The organism is Rhizobium sp. 01N48, from assembly GCF_056399145.1.
On record NZ_JBFTQT010000005.1, the window covers coordinates 152,730 to 172,235 of the forward strand.

A 19,506-nucleotide genomic window follows, 5' to 3' on the forward strand; every position below is an offset into this window, starting at 1 on the left:
CGCCGCCGATCGTCTGCTCCGGCCGCCACGCCAACACCATGCGGCTAACGGCGCTGGACGAGGCAGCCGAGACGATCAACCTGAAAAAGAGCATGGGTGTCGCCGAAGCCCGCGCCATCCACCCGACGATCGAGGTAATCGAGGAGGATCCGGCCGCCGACCTGCGCTTTCTCGAAGGCATCGCCGACTGGTGCGATCGCTATACGCCGCTTGTGGCGCTCGACGGCAGGGATGGCCTGTTTCTCGATATCACCGGCTGCGCCCACCTCTTCGGCGGTGAAAAGGCGCTCCTCAAGGATATCCTGTCCAGGCTCTTTCAAATGGGTATCGACGTCCGGGGCGCGATCACTGCCTCCCCGGGCCTCTCCTGGGCGGTCAGCCGCTTCGGCCAGGGAGGCGTGATCGACGCGGATGAGACGGAGCGTGTCGTCGCCCCTCTGCCGGTCGCCGCACTTCGCCTCTCGGACGACACGGTCGCAGCACTCACCAAGATGGGCCTGAAATACATCGGCGACCTGATGGAAACCCCGCGCGCGCCGCTGACCCGCCGTTTCGGCGCAAGCGTGCTGTTGCGGCTTGATCAGGTGCTTGGAACGGACGAGGAGCCGATATCGCCGCGCCTGCCCGTCGCCAGCCTCTCGGCCGAGCGCCGCTTGATGGAACCGGTCGCTGCGGAAGAGGAGATTCTGGCCGTCACCGACCAGATCGCCCATGCGCTCAAACCGTCGCTGGAGGCGCGGGGCGTCGGCGGCCGCGTTTTCGAACTCGTCCTGTTTCGCGTCGATGGCAAGGTCTTCCGCATCGCGGCCGGCACGACAAGGCCGCTGCGGGAACCAAGGCGCATCGCCGTCCTCTTCACCGAACGCCTGCAGGCCGTCCATGACGATCTCGATGCCGGCTACGGGTTCGAGATCCTGCGCCTCAATGTCCTGCGCCACGAAGCCTTCGATACAGCCCAGAGCGACTTCGAGGGACATCAGCAGAAGGATGCCTCGCTGGCAGCCTTCGTCGATCGCGTCTCCGCGCGATTGGGATCAGATTGCCTGCAGACATTCCAACTACGCGAAAGCCACCTGCCGGAAAGGGCCGTGATTTCGGTTCCCGCCATCGATGGCCTCACCGCGAAGATCCCGCCAGGAAATCCCGCCCCCTCACGCGGCGAGAGACCTGCGCGTCTCCTGGAAAGGGCGGAACCGATGGATGCCTTTGCCATCGAGGTGCCGGATGGCGCGCCGGCTAATTTTCACTGGCGCCGCATGCGCCACCGTATCGTCAAAAGCGAGGGGCCGGAACGGCTTGCCATGGAATGGTGGCTCGACGGCAAGGATACGCAGCCCCGCGACTATTTCCGCGTCGAAGATGATCAGGGCCACCGCTTCTGGATCTATCGCAAGGGTCTGTACGGCCAGGACGAGACGCAAAGCTGGTACATGCACGGGATGTTCGCATGACACAGGCTTTCTTTGAGATCGGCGCCAAGACCAACTTTTCCTTTCTGGAGGGTGCCTCCAAGCCTGAGGAAATGGTGCTGCAGGCCGCGGTCCTAGGGCTAGGCGGCATCGGCATCGCCGACCGTAATTCGGTCGCTGGCGTGGTCAGGGCGCACGCGCAGGCAACGGCGCTTCGAAAGAAATTCGGGCGGAAAGAACAGGGCCTGCTGGAAAAGGGCGAGAACCCCGAGGACGTCCTCGACCCGGTCCGTCTCCAACCCGGTGCGCGGCTCGTCTTCTCGGATGGAACGCCCGATATTCTGGCCTACCCGCAAAATCGAAGGGGTTGGGCACATCTCTGCCGCCTCCTGAGCGCCGGCAATCTGCGCGCGGAAAAGGGCAGCTGCACCCTCGTGGAAGCGGACCTCTTGGAATGGGGCGACCAGATGATGCTAGCGATCATCCCTGATCCTGCCGTTGCCGACGATCCCCAGCGCTGCGACACATTCGAAGCCTGCGTCGGTCGTCTCCGCGCCCGCTTCCGTGACAAGCTCTACATGACGATGACATCAACCTATGACGGCCGCGACAAGCGCGTCTTTGCGGTGATTTCGATCCTCGCTTCCAGAAACCGCGTCCCCCTGATCGCCTCCAACCAGCCGCTCTATCACGACACCGCCCGACGCCCCCTATCGGATATTGTCACCTCGATAAGGGAGCACGTACCAATCCCGGAGGCCGGCTTTCTGCTGGCGCCGAATGCCGAACGCTATCTGAAGCATGGAAGAGAGATGGCACGGCTTTTCAGGGAATATCCCGATGCCATTGCCAACACGGAGAAGTTCTTCTCCAAGCTGAGCTTTTGCCTGGACGAACTGAAGCACAATTATCCCGATGAGAACGACGCGGGCGAAACCCCTTACGAAACATTGGAGCGCCTGACATGGGCGGGAGCGGCAAGGCGCTTTCCTAAAGGCATATTGGAGAAGACCCGCGAACAGATCGTCTACGAACTGGACCTCGTAAGAGAGAAGCAATACGCGCCCTATTTCCTGACGGTCCACCGGATCATCATGCATGCCCGCTATGAGCTCAAGATCCTTTGCCAGGGCCGCGGTTCGGCCGCCAATTCGGTGATCTGCTACTGCCTTGAAGTCACGGAGGTTAACCCTGAGAAAAGCGTGCTGCTGTTCGACCGCTTCATGTCGACAGACCGCGACGAACCACCCGATATCGACGTCGATTTCGAGCATGACCGGCGCGAGGAGGTCATCCAGCACATCTACAAGCGCTATGGCAAGGAGCATGCCGGGCTGACGGCGGCCGTCACCAGCTACCGCACCCGGTCCGCAGGCCGCGAGGTCGCAATCGGCGATCGGCAGCCTGGTCTGGGGCTGGTCGGATGACAAGCTGTCCGAACGGGAAGCAAAGGCCGCTGGCCTCGACACCGGAAACCCCGTAACCAACCACGTCCTGCAATACGCATCCGAACTCTTGAGTTTCCCCCGTCACCTCACCCAGCATGTCGGCGGTTTCGTCATCACTCGCGACCGGCTCGACGAGGTCGTGCCGATCATGAATACGGCGATGCCGGATCGCTACATGATCGAATGGGACAAGGACGATCTCGACAATCTGAAGATCCTCAAGGTCGATGTCTTGGCACTCGGCATGCTGACCTGCCTGCGCAAGGCCTTCGATCTTCTGCTGCTGCATTACGACGTGAAGAAGACGCTGGCCGATCTAGGCAACGACACGCATGAGGACGAGAAGCCGGTCTACGACATGATGTGCCGGGCCGATACGCTGGGCGTCTTCCAGATCGAAAGCCGCGCGCAGATGAGCATGCTGCCGCGCCTGCGGCCGCGAGTGTTCTACGACCTCGTCATCGAGGTCGCCATCGTCCGACCCGGCCCCATCCAGGGTGACATGGTCCATCCCTACCTGAAGCGAAGGGAGCAACGACAGAAAGGTATTCCTATCGACTATCCGAGCCCGGAGTTGGAAGGCGTCCTTGAGCGAACACTTGGAGTACCGCTCTTTCAGGAACAGGCCATGCAAATCGCCATCACAGCGGCCGGTTTCGAGCCTGCCGAGGCCGATCAACTGCGCCGCGCCATGGCAACCTTCAAGCGGACGGGCACGATCGGCAATTTCGAACAGCGCTTCATCGACGGAATGGTATCCAAGGAGTACCCGCGGGAATTCGCACAACAGTGTTTCAACCAGATCAAGGGCTTCGGCGAATACGGCTTTCCGGAAAGCCACGCGGCCTCCTTCGCGCTGCTCGTCTACGCCTCCTCCTGGATGAAGGCCTATTATCCCGATATCTTCTGTGCGGCCATGCTAAACTCGCAGCCAATGGGCTTCTACGCGCCGGCGCAGCTGGTTCGCGATGCCAGGGAACACGGCGTGGAGATACGGCCGGTCGATATCAACAGTTCGGATTGGGACTGCCTTCTGGAAGACGGACGCTTCGACAATCGTCGGATTGATTTCCGCCATCGTGAGATGAGCGATGTAATCAAAGCCAACCACGCCGTCCGCCTCGGCTTTCGCCAGGTAAAGGGATTATCCGAGGAGGCCATACGCGAGAAACTGATGGCGCATCGGGGATATGGCTATACCTCCATCCGCGATCTCTGGCTGCGCTCCGGCCTCGACAAATCCGATATCGAGCGGCTGGCGGATGCGGACGCCTTCAACAGCATCGGCCTGTCCCGGCGCGAGGCGCTATGGGCGGTCCGTGCGCTGGATGTGAAGAGTGCAGCCGAGCGCTTGCCGTTGTTCGATCAGGCATCTCATCTCGACCTGCAGGTCGAGCCGCAAGCCAGACTGCCTGAAATGCTGCCGGGCGAGCAGGTGGTCGAGGACTACCGGTATCTGTCCCTGTCGCTCAAGGCGCACCCCCTGTCCTTCCTGCGCGACGAATTGCGCGGCATAGGCATCACCCGCAGCGTCGACCTGCTCAAGGTGCCGAACGGTCGATGGGTGACGATTGCCGGCCTCGTATTGGTGCGCCAGCGCCCAGGCTCGGCCAAGGGCGTTATCTTCATGACGCTGGAGGATGAAACCGGCGTCGCCAATGCCATCGTCTGGCCGAAGACCTTCGAGAAATACCGCGCCATCGTCATGGGCGCCCGGCTCGTCAAAATCCGCGGCAAGCTGCAGAGCCAGAGCGGGGTGATCCATACGGTTGTCGATCACATCGAGGACATGACGCACGCTCTGGGGCTATTGCAGAAGGAGGCGAACCGCTTCGGCGTCTGCGACCGCTCGGACGAAGCGCGCCGACCGACCGCCGATCCCCGGCAGAAGAAGCTCAACGAGACATTGGAGAAAGCAGTGATGGAAAAAAGAATAACCACGCGGGACAATCGGGAGCGGAATGAAGCCACGGCCTCGGTCATGCCGAAGGGCCGTAATTTTCATTGATTTTCAATATCGAGTCCGATCAGGCATCGTCGCAAGCGGAGAGCCATCCGTTTCGATTGGATCGTAAGCGAGCCGTAAGGTGGGCGAAGCGGCAATGCCGGAATATGAATCTTTCTTGACAACGAGCGTCTTCTTTAGCAAAAAGACGATAGTCATTGTCATGTTTGGAATGAAGACGTGCTTGTCTGCAGTTGCAACTACATAACCGACACCGAAATCCGGGAGGTTATCAACAGCCTTCTCGATGAGGACTGTTGGCAGCTTATTGTCCCTGCGAAAGTCTACCACGCCATGGAAAAACGCGGCCGTTGCTGCGGCTGTTTCCCGAATGTGGTCGACATCATCATTCAGACGACCGAGGACTATCACGCCCGTCGGCACTCGACGGATGCCGAAATATTTGATTTCATGTCCCGCCTCAGAAACTTCCATGAAGAAAACAGGAGAGCGGACATTGAAAGGCGACAAAAAAGTCATCGAGCGGCTTAACGAGGCCCTCTTTTTGGAGCTTGGTGCTGTCAATCAGTACTGGGTTCACTATCGTTTGCTCGAGGATTGGGGCTACACAAAGCTCGCCAAGAAAGAGCGCGCTGAATCCATCGAAGAAATGCAGCATGCCGACAAGCTCGTCGCGCGCATCATCTTCCTCGAAGGTCATCCCAATCTGCAGACGCTTGCGCCGTTGCGCATCGGCCAGAACGTCAAGGAAGTTTTGGAAGCGGACCTCGCCGGCGAATACGACGCCCGCACCGCCTACAAGAAATCCCGCGATATCTGTCATGAGGCAGGCGACTACGTTTCCATGAAGCTCTTCGAAGAGCTGCTCATGGACGAAGAAGGCCACATCGACTTCCTTGAGACGCAGCTGGAACTCCTCGGCAAGATCGGCGAAGCCAAGTATGGCCAGCTGAACGCCGACTCCGCCGACCAAGCCGAGTAATCAAGCCACAGGAGCCGGTCGCCCAGGCGGCCGGCATCCAAAATAGGCGCCATCAGTCAGGCGGCCGGCAATCCGGCGAGATGGCTGAACTCGCCGACCACCTGTTCGTAGACGCCGCGCTTGAAGGACACGATCAGCTCCGGCAATTCCGCCATCGGCTTCCAGTCCCAGGCGTCGAATTCCGCGGAATGTCCGCCCGGCGGAGGGTTGATGGCGATCTCGCTCTCGTCGCCATCGAAACGGAAGGCGAACCAGCGCTGCGTCTGTCCGCGAAACTTTCCCTTCAGGCCAATGCCGATCAGCTGCGGCGGCAGATCATAGTTGATCCAGTCCTTCGCCTCGGCAAGCAGCGTCACCGTCTTCATCCCGGTCTCTTCATAAAGCTCGCGGTAGGCCGCCGTCAGCGGGTCCTCGCCCTTGTCGATGCCGCCCTGCGGCATCTGCCACAGCTGCGGCGAGCCGTCATATTCCGAGTTCTCCGCCGGGATCCGGCGGCCGGCCCAGACGAGCCCGGCGCGATTGAGGATCATCACGCCGACACAGGGGCGATAGGGCAGATCTTCGGCTTTAACGGTCGATTGGCTCATGTTTGTCTCTGCTAGGGTTTCTTCGGATCGTTGGTCAGCGCGGCGATCCCGACGATCTCGATGCCGCGCATCGCCGCTTCTTCCGTCCATTTTGAAATGGCATCGATGCTTTCGTCAAATGCCGAGGCGACACCAATTGCCTGGCCGTTGCGCTTGGCCACGCGCTCGAGTTCGTCAAGCTTGTTGGTGATCGCATTGAAATCCACCTGCCCGTCGAGCTGCACGTCCGCAAAGGCGTATGGCGTCTCCGTGCCCTTGGCGATCGCGGCGGTCTTCGACTGCGCCGAGGTGCCGTCGTCGAGAAAGAGCAGCCCGCGCTTGCCGATATCGCGCATGACGGGCTCCAGCGCATTCGCGTCCGAGAGGAAACGGCCGCCCTGATAGTTCAGCACGCCGGTGTAGTTGGTGATTTCGCCCATCGCCCGGTGCAGGCTCTCGATATTCTTGGCCACGCTCTTCGACGTCAGCAGCGTATCGGGACCTGGATCGTTCGCCGGGTAATCGAAAGGTTCGAGCGGCACCTGAATCAATATCTCATGACCAGACCGGCGCGCCTCCTGCATCCAGCGCTGCAGGCTGTTGCCGCTGGCGGCGAATGCAAGCGTCACCTCCTCGGGCAGCTGCTGGATCGCCCGCTGCGTGCCCGTCTGGCTGAGGCCAAGCCCGCTCACGACGATCGCGATCCGCGTTCCATGCGCGCCGGACCATGGTCGGGCATATTGGTCCATCGGCCGGCGACCATCGGGCCCAACGATCGGCAAGCGCCCGAACGACGACGCCTCGAGCAGGGCATCATTCGGCAATGCGGCCACTCGCGGATCCTGCCCCACCTGCATGGCGTCGATCAGCACGGGGCCGTTTCCGTCGCGGGTCTTCGGGCTGTATTTGGTGACCACCGAGCCATCGCCCGTCGTCATGCGCTCGACATTGGCGCCGGAATTCGGCTCGCTGCGCGGCATGCCGTTGGGAGGCGTTGCATCGGGCGTGGCGGTCTGTTGGACGGTATCGGTGGGAACGGCGGATGCCTGCTCCTTCGCGGGTGGTGTCTCGCGCTTCAGGCCATCGCCGCGAAAGGCGGTATAGACCGAAAAGCCGCCAATCAGCACGAGGCAAAGCCCAGCGACAACCCGCCCCGTGCGCAAGACGCCAGGGCGCTTGCCGCCCGGCTTGCGGTTCTGTCCAAGGGGCGCGTGCAGATCGGTATTCATTCTTCGGCTGCTTCCATCATCAGGACAGCAAAAAGGCGTCAGGCCGGATCCTCATCCGGCCTGACGCCTCATCTGATCGTTACTTGGCGCTGACGGCCTTTTCAGGGTTCGGCGGGAAAGACGGGTCCGTCTTCTTGCCGCGCAGAAGATCGAGCGCGTAGTTGAGCTGCACGTCATCCTTCGGATCCGGCGGCACGTAGGCGACGGAGCCCGAGCCCTCGTCCGTCTCGCTCTGGCCCTTGATGTGGCCGCGCAGGGCGGATTCGCCCTCGGTCACCATCTTGCCCTTCAGATCATCCGGCAGCGGCTCTTCGACCTTGATGTCAGGCGTGATGCCGGTGCCCTGGATCGAGCGGCCCGACGGCGTGTAGTAGAGCGCCGTCGTCAGGCGAAGCGCGCCGTTCTCGCCAAGCGGGATGATGGTCTGAACCGATCCCTTGCCGAAGGAGCGCGTGCCGAGAACCGTGGCGCGACGCAGATCCTGCAGGGCGCCGGCGACGATTTCCGATGCCGAAGCCGAGCCGCCGTTGATCAGAACGATCACAGGCTTGCCATCCGTCAGATCACCAGGACCGGCATTGAAGCGGCGGGTTTCATCCGGATTGCGGCCACGGGTGGAAACCACCTCGCCGCGCTGCAGAAGCGCATCCGATACCTGGATCGCCTGGTCGAGCAGACCGCCCGGGTTGAGGCGCAGGTCGAGCACGTAGCCCTTGAGCTTGTCGGCCGGAACGGTCTTCTTGATCTTCTCGATCGCCTTTTCCATATCCGGATACGTCTTCTCGGTGAACGAGATGATACGGAGATACCCGACATCATCCTCGACGCGCGACTTGACCGCCTGCACGGCCACGACGTCGCGAACGATCGTCAGTTCGATCGGCTTGTCGGCGCCCTTGCGGATCAGCGTCAGCTTGATCGGGGTGTTGATGGCACCGCGCATCTTCTCGACAGCGTCTTCGAGCTTCAGGCCACGGACGGACTGCCCGTCGATTTCCGAGATATAATCGCCGGCGAGAACACCTGCCTTGGCGGCCGGCGTATCGTCGATCGGCGTGATAACCTTGACCAGCTCGTCTTCCATCGTGACTTCGATGCCGAGACCGCCGAACTCGCCCTTGGTCTGGGTCTGCATGTCCGCCGCGTCCTTGGCGTTCATGTAGCTCGAATGCGGATCAAGCGACGAAAGCATGCCGTTGATGGCATTTTCGATCAGCTTGTCCTCGGCTGGCGGCGTCACGTACTGGGCGCGAACGCGCTCGAACACGTCACCGAAAACGGACAGTTCCTTGTAGGTGGACGCCCCCGCCGCTTCCGCGGGCACACCGGCGGAATAGATGACGCTCATGGCCGTCGCACCCATCAATGCGCCAACCAGAACAAGAGAAGCCCTACGAATCATTGCGTGCCTTTCCGGTGTCTTTGGCGGTCCACCATGGTCGGGAATCGACCGGCTTTCCGTCTTTTCGAAATTCAATGTAAAGCGTTGGTCGGTTTGTTTCCAGCGCCAATGCAGTCGCACTGGCCACTCTTTTCGCACCCATCACCGCAAGCGGTTCGCCGGCGAAAACAAACTTGCCCTGCCGCGCGTTCATGGTCTCCATTCCGGAGAGAACCAGGTGATATCCGTCGCCGGCATCGAGAATGATCATCTGCCCGTAGCTGCGAAACGCGCCGGCATAAACGATCAGACCATCCGCCGGTGCGGTAACCACCGTTTCCGGGTTGGTCGCCAGCGTCATACCCATCGCCTCGTGGCCTGTTCCATCGGCATCGCCGAACTGGCGCAGGATATCGCCGGCAACGGGCAACTCCAGCTTGGCCTTCAATTCTCCGAACGGATATGCGGGCGCAATGCGGTTTTTATCGGGCACCCCGCTATCCGCCAAAGCCTTGGCCTGCGCGCGCTGTTCATCCGTCAGCAGCCTGCGATTTTCCTCCGCCTGACGCGCCGCGGCAGTCGCCTGGCGAACGGACGAAATCTCGCTTTCCATCGATGCCACGAGGCTCTCCAGGCTCGTGGCCTTGCCCGCGAGCTCCTCGGAGCGCTGGCGCTCGGCATTGAGCTCGGCTGTGTTGCTTCGGCTCAATTTCTCGTTCTCGGCGAGAAGCAAATCCATGCGCCGCTCTTCCTCGAGGCTGTTCGTCATCGTCGTCGTCAAGCCGGCCTTCTCGGCGGCACTTGCGGCCTGCAGAGAGGCCAGGTTGCCGAGATCGGCGGCGAGTTTATCCGTTTCCTTGCGAATGCCGGGAACAACGGCACCGAGCAGGATAGCGCTGCGCACCGAAGCAAGCGCGTCATCGGGCGTCACCAGAAGCGCCGGCGGCGGGTTGCGTCCCATCCGCTGCAGCGCCGCGAGCACCTCGGCCAGCAATCCGCGCCGCTCATGCAGCGAGTGGCGAACCGCATCTTCCTTCACGCCGAGATCGGCAAGCTTCTTCTCGCTCTCCAATATCTGCTTTTCGAGCGACTTGCGCCGCGCGGCTGAATCGATCAGCGCCTGACGAACACTGCTGGTGCTCTTGTCCAGATCCTCGATGCTCTTCTGCAGTTCCGCGACCTTGCTCGAAGAGAGATTTATGGTCTTCGACAGCGCATCCAGTTCGCTGCGCGTCTGGTCGCGCTTCTTTTCCAGTTCGACGGCCGGATCAGGTGCTGCAGCCACAACGGGCGCGGTCGGCGGCGGCGATTCCGGTTGCGCGGAGGGCGGCTGCTCCTGCGCCAGAGCGGACACCCATCCGGACACGCCGAGAGCCGACGCGGCAAGGCCAGCCACGGCAACCGACAAGATCACATAGTTTCGCTTGGATGCAGGTGTCGGCATGCCGATCGGTAAATCCTCTTAAACCGCGCGAAGATTAAGCTGATTTGACCATCTTTGCCAGAAAGATTGAGGCCTGCCGCCCAATCGCGCAAGACACACCTGCGTGAAGGAGCGTGAGCGCTCAGACGCGATGATAGGGATGGCCGGAGAGGATCGTAACGGCGCGATAAAGCTGCTCGGCGATCAGCGTGCGAACGAGTTGATGCGGCCAAGTCATCTTGCCCAGGCACAACGTTGCGTCGGCCCGATCGTAGAGCGCCGGATCAAGTCCATCGGCGCCGCCGATCGCGATCAACATCTCGCGCTTTCCCTGATCGCGGTAATTGCCCAGAAGAGTGGCGAAGCCTTCGCTGTCGAGCGCCTTGCCGCGCTCGTCGAGAAGAATGAGAATGCTGCCATCCGCCAGCGCCTTCTGAAGCATGCCCGCTTCCTCGCGCTTGCGCGTATCGGCATTGGAGGCGCGACTTTCGGCGACTTCGACAACGCGGGAGAATTCGAGGCCGATGGCGGGACCGGCCTTCGCAAAGCGGTCGAAATAACGCGCCGCAAGATCCTTCTCCGGGCCGGATTTGAGCCGCCCCACGGCAAAAAGACCAACGCGCATATGTCCGCTCCTGCTATCAGGCTTTTCGCGGCCCAAAGGTGCCGCAGGCCGGGGCTAAAGCACCGCCGGCCCAATCAGAGCCATCTATCAGGCGCCGGACGCAGCGTCCAGACAGCCTGCCAGCTGGAGTATCAGTGCAGCGTCTCGTCCAGATCGGGAGCCTGCCACATCTTTTCGATGTTGTAGAACTCGCGAATTTCGGGACGGAAGACATGCACGATAACATCGCCGGTATCGATCAGGATCCAATCGCCGGCATCCTGGCCTTCGACCCGGGCGGAGCCGAAGCCCTCATCCTTGAGGTCGCTGAGCAGGTGGTCGGCAATTGCCATGACATGGCGGCTCGAGCGGCCCGATACCACGACCATGAAGTCGCCGAGCGCCGATTTTCCGGCAATGTCGATGGAAACGATATCTTCAGCTTTGGAGTCCTCGAGGCTGACGAGGACGGTGTGCAGGGCGCGGGCAGCGGCATCAACGCCACGTTCCGGGCTCTTCGGGACAACGACTTTCGTGCTTCCCTTTGCGTGTACTGTTGTCAGTGCTTTCCCTTTCTCGGAATGACAAAGCATGCACATCACTGATTTGGCGAACCAAATCATGGTTAAGATAGGCACCGAACCATAAATGTTTCAAGACGCCCGCGATCACAAAGCATGAATGCCGGATTTGGCGCGGCAGCAACGGATGGCTCAGCCTCAAGTGCATCCTGCGGGGCTGTGTACAGTTGCTATCGCCCTCAGTAAAGTGATGCTTCGTCCCAGTGCGAAGATTGCAAATGAAAAACACCTTAGAAAACACGCTTGTTCCGGTCCTTCGCATCAGCTTTCCGCATGAGGATCGCCTTGGGCACGGCAAGATGGAACTGCTGGAGCATATCAGGGAGACCGGCTCGATTTCCGCAGGCGGCCGCGCGATGGACATGTCCTATCGGCGTGCATGGCTGCTGGTCAGCGAAATGAACCGGATGTTCAAGCATCCCGTCGTCGAATCGCAACGCGGCGGCCAGAAGGGCGGCGGCGCGGCGCTGACTGAATTCGGCGAGGAGTTGCTGGCGCGCTTTCGGCAGATGGAGCAAACGATCCGGGTGACCTTGGCCGACGACCTCGCCTGGCTGGAGAGCAACCGCCTGATCGATGGCACCGAGCCGGCTGTCTAAGGCTCCAGCGCAACCGTCTTGATGATGGCGAACACCGGCATGCCCTCGCGCAGCGCCATGCGCTCCGCCGAGAAACTGGTGATCCGCGACAGGATCGCGTCACCACCGCAATCGACCGTGACGTCTACGGTCGCATCGTCGGAAGGCGTCACCGCCAGGATCGCACCTTCAAGCACGTTGAGCGCGCTGAGGCCGTTTGGCCGTTCGGTGGCAAGCATCACGTCGCGCGAGGGAATACGGACACGCACCGCCTTGCCCGGTGCAAGGCTGGCATCGGGTACACTTAGCCGCACGGTCGTCATCGCAACGGTGGCCAGGCGATGCCGTTCGTCCACGGCCTCCACACGCCCCTGCAACAAGGCGCCCGCCTCGCGCCGATCGAGCGACGCGGCGGGCAGGCTGAGCACCTCGGTTGCCGCGCCAACGGCCTTAACCCGGCCGTCCTGCATAACGACGACCTGATCGGCAAGCCGCGCCACCTCCGCCACCGAATGGCTGACATAGACGATCGGAATATCCATCTCGTCGCGCAGACGCTCGAGGAAAGGCATCACCTCCGCCTTACGCGCTTCGTCGAGCGCGGCAAGCGGCTCATCCATGAGAAGCAGGCGCGGTGACGACAAGAGCGCACGGCCGATCGCCACCCGCTGCTTTTCACCGCCTGACAGATGCTCAGGACTGCGACCGAGCAACCTTTCAATGTCGAGCAGGCCGACGATCCGCTCAAAGCTCTCCCGTGGCGCCCCCTTCGGCGCGAACCAGCGGCCATAAGTCAGGTTCTGGCGCACGGTCAGATGCGGGAAGAGCCGAGCCTCCTGAAACACATAGCCGAACCGCCGGCGATGCTTGGCAACGAAAATGCGCTTGGCGGTATCCGTCAGTATCTCGCCGTCGAGGCTGATCCGTCCCTCGTCGGGCCGCGTCAGCCCGGCGATCATCCGGATCATGGAGGTCTTTCCCGAACCCGAACGGCCGAACAGCGCGGTGATCCCGCGTTCCGACGTGAACCCTGCCTCGAGCGAGAACGCGTCAAACCGATGCTTTGCCTGAACAACGAGCGTCATTGCGGATCGATCCTCCGCCCGATGAGACGTGACAGAAATTCGGATGCGAGCAACGCAGCCATGGAGATAACCACGGCCACCAAAGTCAGCCGCAACGCGCCTGCATCCCCACCCGGCACCTGCGTGAAGGAATAGATCGCGGCCGACAGCGTCTGCGTCTCGCCGGGAATATTGGAAACGAAGGTGATCGTCGCGCCGAACTCGCCCATGGCCTTGGCGAAGGCCAGGATCATGCCGGCGATGATGCCGGGTAGGGTGAGGGGGAGCGTCACCGTCAGGAAGACCCAGACCGGGCTGGCGCCGAGCGTGCCGGCAGCCTCTTCCAGCTTGCGGTCGATCGCCTCAATCGAGAGCCTGATGCTGCGCACCATCAGCGGAAAGGCCATCACCGCGCAGGCAAGCGCCGCTCCCGTCCAGCGGAAGGAGAAGACGATGCCGAAATACTGATCGAGAAAGGCTCCGATCACCCCGCGCCGGCCAAACAGCACAAGCAGGATGAAACCGGTAACGACGGGCGGCAGGATGAGCGGCAAATGCACGATGCCGTTGAGAATGGATTTGCCCCAGAAACGCCCCCGCGCCAGAAGCAGCGCGACACCGATGCCGAAGGGCAGGCTTGCCAGCATTGCAACGATCGACACGCGCAGGCTGAGCATGATCGCCGTCCATTCGTCACTGCTCAGACCAAGTGCTTCCAAATGCGATGCTCCTGAAAAAACGAAGGCCCACCGTGGCGGGCCTTCAGACTAGGCAGCTGCGTATAAAACCGCAATTATTTCAGGATGGTGAAGCCCTGCTCGGTAAAGAAGTGGGCTGCCTTCTCCGACTTCAGGAAGTCGAGATAGGCTGCCGTATCGGCGTTCTTGCTCTCGGACAGGATCGCGATCGGATAGGTGATCGGCGGGTGCGAATCGGCGGGGAAGGTGCCGGCAACCGCAACACCCGGATCGGCGTTCACATCGGTCTTGTAGACGATGCCGAACGGCGCTTCGCCGCGCGAGACCAGCGCCAGCGCCGCGCGCACGCTTTCAGCGCCTGCGACCTTGCCTTCGACCGACGACCAGATGCCGAGCTTTTCGAGCGCCGCCTTGCCGTACTTGCCTGCCGGTACCGACTTGACTTCGCCCATCGCGAGCTTGCCGTCGCCGAGCAAGCCGGCCAGATCGAAGCCCTGCTTGATGTCGACAGGCTTGACCTTATCCTTGGCGGCGACGAGCACGATGCTGTTTCCGAGCAGGTTGGAGCGGGTGTCCGCCTTGATCAGGCTCTTCTTGGCGAGATAGTCCATCCAGTCGAGGTCGGCCGAAATGAACACATCCGCCGGCGCGCCGCCTTCGATCTGCTTTGCCAGAGCGGAGCTCGCCGCATAGGAGACGACAGCTTCCTTGCCGCTCTCCTTGGCCCATTCGGCATTGGCCGCATCAAGCGCGTTTTTCATGCTCGCGGCTGCGAATACCGTAACCTTTTCAGCGGCGAAGGCCGTTCCGGCGGTCGCACCAAGCCAGATCGCGGAGACTGCGACGGCTGCGAATTTCACCCATTGACGACGATTGTGCATATTGGCTCCCCAACGCTTCGAGATATCTGCAGAGATATAACGGAAACTTGGCTATTGACCAGCGCTATATTCAGTCGAACGCAACGCGTGGCGCAGGACCGCAGCCGAGCTGATCGCACTGGCGTGGGTCATGGGCGGTAGACTGCCGCAAGGCAGCAACTAGCGCGGTCGGGCGGTAGCCATTTTCTAGTATCCATCTGACAAAAGGCCATCAAACTTGATAAACCTCCAGTGTAGTGCGCAGATATTGAGCATTTGGATGGGTGCGACACTTAAACACATGCCAGAAATGCATTGCTGCGATGCACCAATTCCGCTTTCCTTTCTGTGATACTCATCATACAAGTCTCTCACCGGACAGCGATCTCCTCCTCCCAAGCTGTTCGGTAACGGATCGGCAACACTCCTCCTCCCAGTTGCCGGTCAAGTTTTAAGCCCGACGGATCCTCCCCCGTCGGGCTTTTCATTTTCCAGCTTGATATTGAGAGAAATGAGCTAAGCGCCGTTTTGCGCGCGGATCGCCGTCGAACTCAGTCGCGATCGCGGGCCGTGGATGAATGTCCAGGCCGGCGCCGGCTTCTTCCAGAGCGCTCTCGAATCTTCCTCGTCGACACGTGCGAAATCGAAGGTCTTGGCCATCTTCGACGACAGGAACGACAGCGTCGCACCCGGCCGGTCGATGACCGCGATCGGAAACATGCGGGCGATATCCTGCCACCGCTGCCAGCGATGAAAGGTCTTCAGGCTGTCGGCGCCCATGATCCAGATGAAATGCACATGCGGGTTGCTGATCTTGATCCGCGCCAGCGTTTCCGCGGTGAAGGTCGTGCCGAATTTCTTTTCGAATGCGGTGACCTTGATCGCGGGATGCTTGGCAAGCTTTTCGCTGAGCCGCACCCGCTCCGCCAAAGGCAGTAGCTGGCTCGGATCCTTCAAGGGATTGCCCGGAGTGACCATCCACCACAGCTGATCGAGACCAAGCCGCTTGATAGCGATCTCCGCCACCAACGCATGGCCCTGGTGCGGCGGATTGAAGGAACCGCCGAACAGACCGACCACCATGCCCCGCTCGGCATGCGGCACGCGAAGATAGCGTCGGTCCAGTTCGTCGTTGATCACATCAGGTCCGGACTTGGCCGGTGCCATGCACGCGGTATTTGAACGAGGTCAGCTGCTCGACGCCGACGGGGCCTCGTGCATGCATTTTGCCGGTCGCGATGCCGATTTCCGCACCCATGCCGAATTCGCCACCATCGGCAAACTGCGTCGAGGCATTGTGCAGCAAGATGGCGGAATCGACCTCGGTGAAGAAGCGCTCCACGACAGCTGGGTCTTCGGCGATCACGGCTTCGGTATGGTTCGACGAATAGGTCTGGATATGCTTGATCGCACCATCGATGCCATCGACGACAGCGACCGAAACGATCGCATCGAGATATTCCGTCGACCAGTCTTCCTCGGTCGCCGCCTTCGTTCCCGGCGCCGCCTTCACGACGCTCAAGGAGCCGCGAACTTCGCAGCCGGCATCCGAGAGAACCTCAAGCAGCGGCACGAGGTGCGTGTCGCTGACAGCGCTGTCGACCAGGATGGTCTCGACCGCACCGCAAATGCCCGTCCGGCGCATCTTGGCGTTGACGACGATCTCCTTGGCCATGTCTAGATCGGCGGATGCATCGACATAGATATGGCAGAGCCCTTCCAGATGCGCGAAAACGGGCACCCGGGCTTCGTTCTGCACACGCGCGACAAGGCTTTTGCCGCCGCGCGGAATAATCACGTCGATCGCTCCATCCAATCCACGCAACATGGCGCCGACGGCCGCGCGATCCGTGGTCGGAACGAGCTGGATAGCATGCTCTGGAAGCCCGGCAGCCTTCAGGCCGCGCACCATGCATTCATAGATAGCCTGCGATGAACGACGCGAATCCGAGCCGCAGCGCAGGATGACGGCGTTACCCGCCTTGACGCAGAGCGCGCCGGCATCCGCCGTCACATTCGGGCGGCTCTCAAAGATCACGCCGATCACGCCAAGCGGGGTGCGCACGCGCTCGATCTTTAGGCCGTTCGGCCGATCCCAGGCGCTGACCACCTCGCCGACAGGGTCCTTCAATGCAGCGATCGCACGAATGCCATCGGCCATCTCCGCGACGCGCTTGTCGGTGAGCGTCAGCCGGTCGATGAAGGAGGGCAGCATGTCCGAGCCCGCCGCATCCTGGAGATCCCGAGCGTTTTCAGCGAGGATCCGCTCCCTATCCGCCAGGATCGCATCAGCCATGGCATTCAGGGCGGCGTTCTTGGCGTCGGTCGAGGCGAAGGCCAACGGTCGCGCGGCAGCCTTGGCCTTGCGGCCGATGTCATTCATCAGCACGTCAATGTCAGGGCTTTGCACGACTGTATCAAGCATGGGCGGCGTCCTTCTTCTGCCTTTCCGATTTCGAATTGATTTGCGAGGTCATGACCATGTCGTCGCGATGGATCATCGCCGCTCGCCCGGCATAGCCGAGAATGGCCTCGATCTCGCTCGACTTGCGGCCGGTGATCTGGCGCGCTTCCTCGGCATCATAGCCCGCCAATCCGCGCGCGATCTCCCGGCCATTCGGCCCGATGATCGCCACCGTATCACCACGGCTGAACAGGCCGACAACCTTGCGCACACCAGCGGGCAGCAGGCTCTTGCCACCGCCCAGCGCCGTCACCGCGCCGTCATCGACATGGAGCTCGCCTGCCGGCTGCAGCTGACCGGCGATCCAGGTCTTCCGTGCAGTCACGGGCGTACCCGAAGGCGCGAACCACGACGACCGCGCGCCGTTTTCGATCGCAGACAGCGGGCTGTCGGTCTTGCCTGAAGCGATGATCATCGCGCAGCCCGAGGTCGTCGCGATCTTGCCGGCATCGATCTTGGTGCGCATGCCGCCACGCGACAGCTCGGACGCAGCGCCGCCGGCCATCGCCTCGATTTCAGGCGTGATCTCGGCGATCGTCTCCAGGAACTGCGCATCCGGATCGAGATGCGGAGGAGCGGTATAGAGACCGTCGATATCCGACAGCAGGATCAAAAGATCCGCGCCCGCCATCGTCGCGACACGCGCCGCCAGGCGGTCATTGTCGCCATAACGGATTTCGCTGGTGGCAACCGTGTCGTTCTCGTTGATGATAGGAACGGCGCCGATCTTCAGGAGCTGGTTGATCGTCGCGCGCGCATTGAGATAGCGGCGACGCTCTTCCGTATCGCCAAGCGTCAACAGGATCTGGCCGGCGACGATCCTGTCGCGCGACAAGCTCTCGGACCAATCGCGCGCAAGCGCGATCTGGCCGACCGCCGCCGCCGCCTGGCTCTCCTCGAGCTTCAACGCACCCGAGGGCAGATCGAGAACCGAGCGTCCGAGCGCGATGGCGCCCGAGGACACCACGAGCACGTCGACACCCTCGTTTTTCAACTTCGCGATATCGGCGCACATCGCGTCCAGCCAGCTCTTCTTCAGGCCGGTCTTGCGGTCGACGAGCAGCGCGGAGCCGATCTTGATAACGATGCGCCGGTAGCTACCCAGCGCCTTCTGCCTAGTCATTGGCCTCGTCCTCGTCGGCGATCACATCGCGATGACGCACCTTCAAAGCTTTGGCCGGCTTCTCGGCAATGTTGGCTTCTGCATTGGCCTCGACGATGATATCGCGCAGCGCACGCAACACCTCGGTCATGCCCATGCCCGTTGCCGCCGAGATCTGGTAGGGCGTACTGCCGCAGGCCTTGGCCAGTTCCTTGGTCTTCTTCGTCAGCGTCGCCTTGTCGAGAACGTCGATCTGCGACAGCGCCACGATCTCCGGCTTGTCACCGATCTCGTCGCTATAGGCCCTGAGCTCGTGCTTGACCGTCTTGTAGGCCTTGCCGACATTCTCTTCCTGCGCGGAAACGAGATGCAGCAGAACGCGCGTACGCTCGACATGGCCGAGGAACCGGTCGCCGATGCCGACGCCTTCATGCGCGCCTTCGATCAGGCCGGGAATGTCTGCGAGAATGAATTCGCGCTCGTCGATCGTCGCAACGCCAAGATTGGGGTGCAGCGTCGTGAACGGATAATTGGCGATCTTCGGGCGCGCGCGCGTAACGGCCGCGAGGAACGTCGACTTGCCGGCATTCGGCAGACCGACCAGACCGGCATCGGCGATCAGCTTCAGGCGCAGCCAGATCGTCTTCTCCTCGCCCTCGAGGCCAGGATTGGCCCAATCAGGCGCCTGGTTGACCGAGGTCTTGAAGTGCGCGTTGCCGAACCCGCCATTGCCACCCCGGGCGAGGCAATAGCGCTGCCCCTCTTCCGTCAGGTCGCAGATCAGCGTTTCCTGGTCTTCCTCGAAGATCTGGGTGCCGACGGGCACCTTCAGCGTCACGTGCTCGCCATTGGCGCCGGTGCGGTTGCGGCCCATGCCGTGCGTGCCGATCGTCGCCTTGAAGTGCTGCTGGAAGCGGAAATCGATCAGCGTGTTGAGACCGTTGACGGTCTCCACCCACACGTCACCACCGCGTCCGCCGTCACCGCCGTCAGGCCCGCCGAACTCGATGAACTTCTCGCGCCGGAACGACACGGCACCCGCGCCGCCGCTGCCGGATTTGATATAGACCTTTGCTTCGTCGAGAAATTTCATTTTACTTCCATCATTCGGTGTCATTGGACGCCCGTCTTGGCCTGATCGATATAGGCCG

At 61.5% G+C, this 19,506-nt stretch carries 16 protein-coding genes and 2 pseudogenes; 5 read left to right on the plus strand and 13 right to left on the minus strand.

The features are described 5' to 3' along the window. Nucleotides 1-38: 38 nt before the first annotated feature. The 4 genes and pseudogenes from AC1DOG_RS12525 (at nucleotide 39) to bfr (ending at nucleotide 5,805) form a co-directional block, all read left to right on the plus strand. Nucleotides 39-1,451 carry a Y-family DNA polymerase gene (locus tag AC1DOG_RS12525; protein WP_477928532.1) on the plus strand — a complete coding sequence of 471 codons (1,413 nt, stop codon included), beginning with the start codon at nucleotides 39-41 and terminating at the stop codon, nucleotides 1,449-1,451. Then, nucleotides 1,448-4,865, plus strand: a pseudogene (locus tag AC1DOG_RS12530) (error-prone DNA polymerase). The gene AC1DOG_RS12525 and the pseudogene AC1DOG_RS12530 overlap by 4 nt, the downstream one beginning before the upstream one ends. A gap of 94 nt (nucleotides 4,866-4,959) precedes the next feature. Next, nucleotides 4,960-5,354 (plus strand): annotated as a pseudogene (locus AC1DOG_RS12535) ((2Fe-2S)-binding protein). Further along, a complete protein-coding gene (gene bfr / locus AC1DOG_RS12540; protein WP_018901052.1) occupies nucleotides 5,320-5,805 on the plus strand; it encodes a bacterioferritin in 486 nt (161 codons plus the stop codon). Before AC1DOG_RS12535 ends, bfr begins: the two are co-directional and overlap by 35 nt. 56 nt (nucleotides 5,806-5,861) lie before the next feature. Here bfr and AC1DOG_RS12545 read toward each other — a convergent pair whose 3' ends face one another. The 6 genes from AC1DOG_RS12545 to rsfS all read right to left on the minus strand — a co-directional run bounded on the left by AC1DOG_RS12545 (nucleotide 5,862) and on the right by rsfS (nucleotide 11,601). Then, nucleotides 5,862-6,392 (minus strand): RNA pyrophosphohydrolase, encoded by a 531-nt coding sequence (locus AC1DOG_RS12545; protein WP_477928379.1) that lies wholly within the window; start codon nucleotides 6,390-6,392, stop codon nucleotides 5,862-5,864. An 11-nt stretch (nucleotides 6,393-6,403) separates the two neighbouring features. Beyond that, nucleotides 6,404-7,600, minus strand: a complete 1,197-nt coding sequence (locus tag AC1DOG_RS12550; RefSeq protein WP_477928381.1) for a divergent polysaccharide deacetylase family protein — start codon at nucleotides 7,598-7,600, stop codon at nucleotides 6,404-6,406. A 79-nt stretch (nucleotides 7,601-7,679) separates the two neighbouring features. Beyond that, entirely contained in the window at nucleotides 7,680-9,002 is a 1,323-nt protein-coding gene (locus AC1DOG_RS12555; protein WP_047509025.1) for a S41 family peptidase, read from the minus strand. Next, the gene (locus AC1DOG_RS12560; protein WP_477928384.1) at nucleotides 8,992-10,425 is read right to left on the minus strand and encodes a murein hydrolase activator EnvC family protein; all 1,434 of its coding nucleotides are present in this window, start codon (nucleotides 10,423-10,425) and stop codon (nucleotides 8,992-8,994) included. The genes AC1DOG_RS12555 and AC1DOG_RS12560 overlap by 11 nt, the downstream gene beginning before the upstream one ends. A 121-nt stretch (nucleotides 10,426-10,546) precedes the next feature. Continuing rightward, entirely contained in the window at nucleotides 10,547-11,029 is a 483-nt protein-coding gene (gene rlmH / locus AC1DOG_RS12565) for a 23S rRNA (pseudouridine(1915)-N(3))-methyltransferase RlmH (protein ID WP_477928386.1), read from the minus strand. Between the two features lie 131 nt (nucleotides 11,030-11,160). Then, nucleotides 11,161-11,601 carry a ribosome silencing factor gene (gene rsfS, locus AC1DOG_RS12570; RefSeq protein WP_037112036.1) on the minus strand — a complete coding sequence of 147 codons (441 nt, stop codon included), beginning with the start codon at nucleotides 11,599-11,601 and terminating at the stop codon, nucleotides 11,161-11,163. Nucleotides 11,602-11,807: 206 nt separating this feature from the next. On the opposite strand from rsfS, the gene AC1DOG_RS12575 reads away from it, so the two are divergent. Further along, complete coding sequence (locus AC1DOG_RS12575) at nucleotides 11,808-12,188, plus strand: winged helix-turn-helix domain-containing protein (protein ID WP_112942711.1); 381 nt, start codon at nucleotides 11,808-11,810, stop codon at nucleotides 12,186-12,188. Here AC1DOG_RS12575 and modC read toward each other — a convergent pair. The 7 genes from modC to obgE form a co-directional block, all read right to left on the minus strand. Then, nucleotides 12,185-13,252, minus strand: coding sequence for a molybdenum ABC transporter ATP-binding protein (gene modC, locus AC1DOG_RS12580; protein ID WP_477928389.1), 1,068 nt, complete (start codon nucleotides 13,250-13,252; stop codon nucleotides 12,185-12,187). The genes AC1DOG_RS12575 and modC overlap by 4 nt on opposite strands. Next, nucleotides 13,249-13,950 (minus strand): molybdate ABC transporter permease subunit, encoded by a 702-nt coding sequence (gene modB, locus AC1DOG_RS12585; protein ID WP_477928391.1) that lies wholly within the window; start codon nucleotides 13,948-13,950, stop codon nucleotides 13,249-13,251. Before modB ends, modC begins: the two co-directional genes overlap by 4 nt. 74 nt (nucleotides 13,951-14,024) lie before the next feature. Beyond that, nucleotides 14,025-14,810, minus strand: a complete 786-nt coding sequence (gene modA / locus AC1DOG_RS12590) for a molybdate ABC transporter substrate-binding protein (protein ID WP_477928393.1) — start codon at nucleotides 14,808-14,810, stop codon at nucleotides 14,025-14,027. A gap of 495 nt (nucleotides 14,811-15,305) precedes the next feature. Next, on the minus strand, nucleotides 15,306-15,956 hold the full coding sequence (locus AC1DOG_RS12595; protein WP_477928395.1) for a nicotinate-nucleotide adenylyltransferase: 651 nt from the start codon (nucleotides 15,954-15,956) through the stop codon (nucleotides 15,306-15,308). Continuing rightward, a complete protein-coding gene (locus AC1DOG_RS12600; RefSeq protein WP_477928397.1) occupies nucleotides 15,931-17,214 on the minus strand; it encodes a glutamate-5-semialdehyde dehydrogenase in 1,284 nt (427 codons plus the stop codon). Before AC1DOG_RS12600 ends, AC1DOG_RS12595 begins: the two co-directional genes overlap by 26 nt. Further along, entirely contained in the window at nucleotides 17,207-18,376 is a 1,170-nt protein-coding gene (gene proB / locus AC1DOG_RS12605) for a glutamate 5-kinase (RefSeq protein ID WP_477928399.1), read from the minus strand. The genes AC1DOG_RS12600 and proB overlap by 8 nt, the downstream gene beginning before the upstream one ends. Further along, entirely contained in the window at nucleotides 18,369-19,448 is a 1,080-nt protein-coding gene (obgE, locus tag AC1DOG_RS12610; protein ID WP_018901066.1) for a GTPase ObgE, read from the minus strand. The genes proB and obgE overlap by 8 nt, the downstream gene beginning before the upstream one ends. Nucleotides 19,449-19,506 lie beyond the last annotated feature (58 nt).

Bases quoted from the DNA above. Each gene is read 5' to 3' on its own strand.
- AC1DOG_RS12525 (WP_477928532.1), top strand. From the start codon at position 39: ATGCGGCTAACGGCGCTGGACGAGGCAGCCGAGACGATCAACCTGAAA.
- AC1DOG_RS12545 (WP_477928379.1), bottom strand. From the start codon at position 6,392: ATGAGCCAATCGACCGTTAAAGCCGAAGATCTGCCCTATCGCCCCTGT.
- AC1DOG_RS12550 (WP_477928381.1), bottom strand. From the start codon at position 7,600: ATGAATACCGATCTGCACGCGCCCCTTGGACAGAACCGCAAGCCGGGC.
- AC1DOG_RS12555 (WP_047509025.1), bottom strand. From the start codon at position 9,002: ATGATTCGTAGGGCTTCTCTTGTTCTGGTTGGCGCATTGATGGGTGCG.
- AC1DOG_RS12560 (WP_477928384.1), bottom strand. From the start codon at position 10,425: ATGCCGACACCTGCATCCAAGCGAAACTATGTGATCTTGTCGGTTGCC.
- rlmH (WP_477928386.1), bottom strand. From the start codon at position 11,029: ATGCGCGTTGGTCTTTTTGCCGTGGGGCGGCTCAAATCCGGCCCGGAG.
- rsfS (WP_037112036.1), bottom strand. From the start codon at position 11,601: ATGCTTTGTCATTCCGAGAAAGGGAAAGCACTGACAACAGTACACGCA.
- AC1DOG_RS12575 (WP_112942711.1), top strand. From the start codon at position 11,808: ATGAAAAACACCTTAGAAAACACGCTTGTTCCGGTCCTTCGCATCAGC.
- modC (WP_477928389.1), bottom strand. From the start codon at position 13,252: ATGACGCTCGTTGTTCAGGCAAAGCATCGGTTTGACGCGTTCTCGCTC.
- modA (WP_477928393.1), bottom strand. From the start codon at position 14,810: ATGCACAATCGTCGTCAATGGGTGAAATTCGCAGCCGTCGCAGTCTCC.
- AC1DOG_RS12595 (WP_477928395.1), bottom strand. From the start codon at position 15,956: ATGGCACCGGCCAAGTCCGGACCTGATGTGATCAACGACGAACTGGAC.
- AC1DOG_RS12600 (WP_477928397.1), bottom strand. From the start codon at position 17,214: ATGCTTGATACAGTCGTGCAAAGCCCTGACATTGACGTGCTGATGAAT.
- proB (WP_477928399.1), bottom strand. From the start codon at position 18,376: ATGACTAGGCAGAAGGCGCTGGGTAGCTACCGGCGCATCGTTATCAAG.
- obgE (WP_018901066.1), bottom strand. From the start codon at position 19,448: ATGAAATTTCTCGACGAAGCAAAGGTCTATATCAAATCCGGCAGCGGC.